This window comes from Streptomyces sp. SM1 (genome assembly GCF_002910825.1).
Taxonomy (GTDB): domain Bacteria; phylum Actinomycetota; class Actinomycetes; order Streptomycetales; family Streptomycetaceae; genus Streptomyces; species Streptomyces okerensis.
In genome coordinates this window covers 21,115-27,344 of record NZ_NEUB01000155.1, presented here as the reverse complement: position 1 = coordinate 27,344, position 6,230 = coordinate 21,115, and the positions used below count along the sequence as shown (strand labels likewise).

Annotated in this window: 4 protein-coding genes and 1 pseudogene; 3 read left to right on the top strand and 2 right to left on the bottom strand. The window is 74.6% G+C overall.

What is annotated here, in order from left to right; genetic code table 11:
- Nucleotides 1-2,919 (bottom strand): DEAD/DEAH box helicase (locus B9S61_RS03565; RefSeq protein ID WP_146064694.1); only part of this gene is annotated, 2,919 nt, incomplete at its 3' end.
- A 92-nt stretch (nucleotides 2,920-3,011) separates the two neighbouring features.
- Between B9S61_RS03565 and B9S61_RS03560 the strand changes: the two are divergent.
- The 3 genes and pseudogenes from B9S61_RS03560 to B9S61_RS03550 form a co-directional block, all read left to right on the top strand.
- A pseudogene (locus B9S61_RS03560) lies at nucleotides 3,012-3,764 on the top strand (AraC family ligand binding domain-containing protein); the annotation flags it as partial.
- 113 nt (nucleotides 3,765-3,877) lie between these two features.
- A complete protein-coding gene (locus B9S61_RS03555) occupies nucleotides 3,878-4,654 on the top strand; it encodes an AzlC family ABC transporter permease (protein WP_103540879.1) in 777 nt (258 codons plus the stop codon).
- A complete protein-coding gene (locus B9S61_RS03550; protein ID WP_103540878.1) occupies nucleotides 4,651-4,959 on the top strand; it encodes an AzlD domain-containing protein in 309 nt (102 codons plus the stop codon). Before B9S61_RS03555 ends, B9S61_RS03550 begins: the two co-directional genes overlap by 4 nt.
- Before the next feature lie 277 nt (nucleotides 4,960-5,236).
- Here the strand turns inward: B9S61_RS03550 and B9S61_RS03545 are convergent, their stop codons facing one another.
- Nucleotides 5,237-6,181, bottom strand: a complete 945-nt coding sequence (locus B9S61_RS03545) for a hypothetical protein (RefSeq protein ID WP_103540877.1) — start codon at nucleotides 6,179-6,181, stop codon at nucleotides 5,237-5,239.
- Nucleotides 6,182-6,230 lie beyond the last annotated feature (49 nt).

The window sequence follows — 6,230 nt, the reverse complement described above, 5'->3', positions numbered from 1 at the left end:
CTCGGCGCCGCGCTCGGCGAGTTCGGCGTCGGTGAGCGGGCCCAGCAGCCGCAGCAGGTCGGCCACGCCCTCGGCGTCCTTGACGCGCCGGTCCTCGGTGCGCCACTGCAGCTCGCGCTCCAGCTCGGTCAGCACCTCGGCGTCGAGCAGTTCGCGCAGCTCCGCCTGGCCGAGGAGCTCGGCGAGCAGCCGGGAGTCCAGCGACAGGGCGGCGGCGCGGCGCTCGGCGAGCGGGGAGTCGCCCTCGTAGAGGAACTGGGCGACGTACCCGAAGAGGAGGGAGCGGGCGAAAGGGGACGGCTCGGGGGTGGTGACCTCCACCAGGCGCACCTTGCGGGACTCCAGGTCGCCCATCAGCTCGACGAGTCCGGGAACGTCGAAGACGTCCTGGAGGCATTCGCGCACCGCTTCGAGGACGATCGGGAACGAGCCGAACTCCCCGGCCACCTGGAGCAGCTGGGAGGCGCGCTGACGCTGCTGCCACAGCGGCGTGCGCCGGCCGGGGTTGCGGCGCGGCAGCAGCAGCGCGCGGGCGGCGCACTCGCGGAACCGGGACGCGAACAGCGCCGAGCCGCCCACCTGGTCGGTGACGACCTGGTCGACCTCTCCCTTGTCGAAGACGACGTCCGCGGCGCCGAGGGGGGCCTGGTCCGCGTCGTACTCGGTGCCGGCCTTCGCCGGGTCCTGGTCGAGCAGGTCGAGGCTCATCAGGTCGGCGTCCGGCAGCCGCAGCACGATGCCGTCGTCGGCGTGCATCACCTGGGCGTCCATGCCGTAGCGCTCGGAGAGGCGGGCGCCGAGCGCGAGCGCCCACGGGGCGTGCACCTGGGCGCCGAACGGGGAGTGCACGACGACCCGCCAGTCGCCGAGCTCGTCACGGAAGCGCTCGACGACGATGGTCCGGTCGTCGGGGACATGGCCGCAGGCCTCGCGCTGCTCGTCGAGGTAGGACAGGACATTGTCCACGGCCCAGGCGTCCAGCCCCGCCGCGAGGAGCCGCAACCGGGCGTCGTCCTTGGCCAGCGAGCCCACCTCGCGCAGGAAGGCGCCCACCGCGCGGCCCAGCTCCAGTGGCCGGCCCAGCTGGTCGCCCTTCCAGAAGGGCAGCCGGCCGGGCACCCCCGGCGCCGGGGAGACCAGCACACGGTCGCGTGTGATGTCCTCGATGCGCCAGGAACTGGTGCCGAGCGTGAAGACGTCGCCCACGCGGGACTCGTACACCATCTCCTCGTCCAGCTCGCCGACCCGGCCGCCGCCCTTCTCGGGGTCGGCGCCCGCGAGGAACACCCCGAAGAGACCCCGGTCGGGGATCGTGCCCCCGGAGGTGACGGCCAGCCGCTGGGCGCCGGGACGGCCGGTGATCTCGCCCGTGACCCGGTCCCACACCACGCGCGGGCGCAGCTCCGCGAAGGCGTCGGACGGATAGCGGCCGGCGAGCATGTCCAGGACGCCCGTGAAGGCGGACTCCGGCAGGGCGGCGAAGGGCGCCGCGCGGCGGACCAGGGCGAGCAGGTCGTCGAGCTGCCAGGTGTCCATGGCGGTCATGGCGACGATCTGCTGGGCCAGGACGTCGAGCGGGTTGGCGGGGACCCTCAGGGACTCGATGGCTCCGGTACGCATCCGCTCGGTGACCACGGCCGACTGCACCAGGTCGCCCCGGTACTTCGGGAACACCACGCCCGTGGAGACCGCGCCCACCTGGTGCCCCGAGCGGCCGACGCGCTGGAGCCCGGAGGCGACCGACGGCGGCGACTCGACCTGGATCACCAGGTCGACGGCGCCCATGTCGATGCCCAGCTCCAGACTGGAGGTGGCGACCACCGCGGGCAGCCGGCCCGCCTTGAGGTCCTCCTCGACCAGGGCGCGCTGTTCCTTGGACACCGAGCCGTGGTGCGCACGCGCGATGACGGTGGGCGCGCCCTGGGCGGCCCCGGAACCGCCCATCAGCTCGGCGGGGGAGTGGCGCTCCTCCAGTGGCTCCCCGGTGGCCCGCTCGTAGGCGATCTCGTTGAGCCGGTTGCACAGGCGCTCGGCGAGGCGGCGGGAGTTCGCGAACACGATGGTCGAGCGGTGCGACTGCACCAGGTCGGTGATCCGCTCCTCGACGTGCGGCCAGATCGACGGGCGCTCGGCACCCTCCGGACCGTCGGCGACCGGGGAGCCGCCCAGCTCCCCCAGGTCCTCGACCGGCAGCACCACCGAGAGATCGAACTCCTTGCCCGACTCGGGCTGCACGATCTCCACCCTGCGGCGCGGGGAGAGGAAACGGGCGACCTCGTCCACCGGGCGGACGGTCGCCGAGAGGCCGATACGGCGGGCCGGGCGGGGCAGCAGCTCGTCCAGCCGCTCCAGCGTGAGCGCCAGGTGGGCGCCGCGCTTGGTGCCCGCGACCGCGTGCACCTCGTCCAGGATCACCGTCTCCACGCCCGTCAGCGCGTCCCGAGCGGCGGACGTCAGCATCAGGAACAGCGATTCCGGGGTGGTGATCAGGATGTCCGGCGGCCGGGTGGCCAGCGCGCGGCGCTCCGCGGGAGGGGTGTCGCCGGAGCGGATGCCGACCTTGACCTCGGGCTCGGGCCGGCCCAGGCGCACGGACTCCTGGCGGATCCCGGTCAGCGGACTGCGGAGGTTGCGCTCGACGTCGACGGCCAGGGCCTTCAGCGGCGAGACGTACAGCACGCGGCAGCGCTTCTTCGGGTCGGCGGGCGGTGGCGTGGAGGCCAGCTGATCCAGGGCGGCGAGGAAGGCTGCCAGGGTCTTCCCGGAGCCGGTGGGGGCGACCACCAGCACGTCCGAGCCCTCTCCGATGGCCTTCCACGCACCGGCCTGCGCGGCGGTGGGCGCGGAGAACGCCCCCGTGAACCAGCCACGGGTCGCGGGGGAGAAGCCGTCCAGGGCTCGGTGCGGATCGCTGACCATGCGTCCATCGTGCACCCGGCCACTGACAATCGGCGTCGAACCGGGCGGTGGGCGCCCGGCCGGGGCGGTCGGGACCGCGTGACAATGGCCGTATGGCGGAGAAGCGGGAGGAGCGTGCGCGGCACTGGCAGTACGACGAGCTGCCCGGTGTCGATCTGCTGCGCGCCCGGTACATACGGAAGACGTTCGTCCGGCACACGCACGAGCACTTCGTGATCGCCGCCATCGCCGACGGGGTGGAGGTCTTCCACCACGGCGCCGGCGACCAGTACGCGGGTGCCGGGTCCCTCGCGCTGGTGAACCCCGACACTCCGCACACCGGCCGGGCGGGCGTCCCCGAGGGATGGCGGTACGGGGCGGTGTACCCGTCGCCGGAGGTGGTGGCCGCGATCGCCGCCGAGACGACCACACTGCGCGGCACGCCCGGGTTCGTGATGCCCGTCCTCGACGACCCGTACACCGTCCACCTGGTGCACCAGGTGCTGCGGGCCACCGACGAGGGCAACGCGCTCGCCGCCGACACCCTGCTCCGGGTCGCGGTGACCCGGCTGCTGCGGCTGAACGGCGGGAGGCTGCCACGACGCGAGGTACGCACGGCGGGCGCCCGTCTCGCGGCCCGCGCGCGTGCCGTACTGGAGGAGCGGATGGCCGCTCCGCCGACGCTGGAGCGGCTGGCCGCCGAACTCGGCACCAGCCCGTTCGCCCTGCTGCGCGCGTTCCGTGACACCTACGGGATGCCGCCGCACACCTGGCTCACCGACGCGCGGGTGCGGCGGGCGCGGCGGCTGCTGGACGCGGGGACCGCGCCGTCGCAGGCGGCCCTCACCGTCGGGTTCACCGACCAGCCGCACCTGAACCGGCACTTCAGCCGGATCGTCGGTGTGCCCCCGGGCTCCTACCAGCGCGAGCGCAAGAACGTACAAGACGCGCGCGGCGGCCTTTCCGTACGGTCCGGGACGTGGCAGCGGAACGAACAGCGGAACTCGCGGACGTACGGGACGGGCGGGACGGGCGGGACGGGCATGACGGCGGGGGAGAGAAGCCCGACGGCGCCGTCGTCCGGGACGCCCTCGGCGTCGGGATCGCCGTCGGACTCTCCGGGTTCGCCTTCGGAGTGACCTCGGCGGGCAGCGGGCTCACCCTGCTCCAGACCTGTGTGCTCAGCCTGCTGGTGTTCACCGGTGCCTCCCAGTTCGCGCTGGTGGGCGCGCTGGCCGCCGGTGGGGGCCCGTTCACGGCTGCCGCGGGCGCGCTCTTCCTGGGGGTGCGCAACGCCTTCTACGGGCTGCGTCTGTCGCAGTTGCTGGCGCTGCCCCGCGCGGTGCGTCCGTTCGCCGCGCAGTGGGTCATCGACGAGACGGCCGCGGTGTCGCTCGCCCAGCCCACCCGGCGCAGCGCGCGTATCGGGTTCGTGGTGACCGGGCTCAGCCTGTACCTCCTGTGGAATCTCACCACGCTGCTCGGCGCCCTGGGCGCGGAGGCGATCGGGGACACCGACGCGTGGGGGCTGGACGCGGCCGGTCCCGCGGTGTTCCTGGCGCTGCTCGCCCCGATGCTGCGGACCGGCACCGAGCGGACCGTCGCCGGGCTCGCCGTTCTTCTCGGTCTCGGTCTGCTGCCCGTCCTGCCGGCCGGGGTGCCGGTCCTGGTGGCCGCGCTCGCGGCACCGGCCGTCCTGTGGGCGCGGGGCCGCAGGAGCGCGTCGCGTGGTGACGTACCGGAGGAGGACCGTTGAACATCTGGATCGCGATCGGTGTGACCGTCCTCGGCTGCTACGCCGTGAAGCTCGCGGGGCTGCTGGTGCCCGCCGGGGCCCTGGAACGGCCTCTGGTCCGGCGGCTCGCCGCGCTGCTGCCGGTCGCCCTGCTCGCCGCCCTGACGGCCCAGCAGACCTTCTCCGACGGACAGGTTCTGGTCCTGGATGCCCGCGCGGCCGGAGTGGCGGCCGCGGCCGTGGCGCTGATCCTGCGTGCCCCCTTCCTGCTCGTCGTCGCGGCGGCCGTCGGTGTGACGGCGGGGGTGCGGGCGCTGGGCGGGTGAGACGGCCGGACGCTGTCCGGTGGTGCCGCGCGGAGACGCGTCGGCACCATTACGCGGGGCGGGTCGGCGCGCCGGTGTGCGGGGCGGGTCCGCGATGGCCCGGCGCTGTGGGCGTCGTGCCGCCGCGACCGCGGGCGGTCGCGCCTTCCGCAGGGTGTTGAGCGGCCTTGTGGGCCTGGCGAACGCCTCCAGGGCGGCACGGGTGGGCGCAGTGGCACCCGCGCGGGGGGTGGGCGGAACCCGCCCCGGGTCAGCGGCGCGCCTGTGGTGTGTCCACTCAGTCGACGGCGCGGCCGTACGCGACCAGCGTGCGCAGGGCCTCGATCGTCACCATCGGACGGGCCTCCAGGGACGGGCCCGGCGCCCACCGCCGCCGGCGGAGGGGCCAGCCCCCGTCCTCCCGCTGTCCGGCCGCCAGGAAGTCCAGGGAGCGTGCCATCTCCTCGTCGGTGAACCACGCGCGGGCCAGGGAGCGCGGCGTCCGCGCGTAGTCGTGCGGGAAATGGTGCTCGCCCGGGGCGTAACCGGGGGCGACCGGGCAGGCGTCCAGGTCGTCGGGGTCGAGGGCCGCGAGCCGCTGCTCGCGCACCACGCGGCCCAGCCGCGAGGCGGCGGCCTCCGCGCGGGCGTGGTCCGGCGCGTGGTCCAGGAAGGCCACGGCGGCCTCGATCTCGTAGGGGTGGGACTTCTCCAGCGACTCCACGGACTGCCAGCAGAAGTCCGTGGCACGGAACAGCCAGGCGTGCCACACCGCGTTGCGGTGCAGCAGCCCCACCACCGGTCCGGTGGCCGGCAGCTCGCCGGGCGGGTCGTCCACGACCGGCACGAAGGGCGCCGCCGGGTAGCCGCGCTGACTCGGATGGACCGCCGGAAGCGCCCCGTCCGCCGTCGAGACGGACGTCAGATAGCGGCACACGTCCTCCGCGCGCCGGCCGCCGCAGTTCCCCACGGCGTCCATCACCCGCAGGGCGAGGGCGGTGTGCAGCGGCTGGCTGACCGGGCCGCGCAGGTCGGGCTCCAGCGCGTGGCCGTATCCGCCGTCCTCGTTCCGGTAGGCGTCCAGCGCCCTCTCCACCCCAGCGGCCCCGCCGCCGCGGAAGTGGTGGGCGAAGAGGTGCTGTTCGAGCACCCGCGCGGTGAGCCGGACGAACCACTCCGCCCGCGCGAGCGCACCGTACGGCGGGGATGTCGGCGGCAGTGGGGCAGCTCCGGTATCGGCCATGGGACCGACCGTAGGCGGAAAGCGGCTCCGGCAGGCCCAGTGGCCGGGG

What these genes read in the sequence shown, in the direction of transcription:
- B9S61_RS03545 (WP_103540877.1), bottom strand. Translation starts at nt 6,181, where the DNA reads ATGGCCGATACCGGAGCTGCCCCACTGCCGCCGACATCCCCGCCGTAC.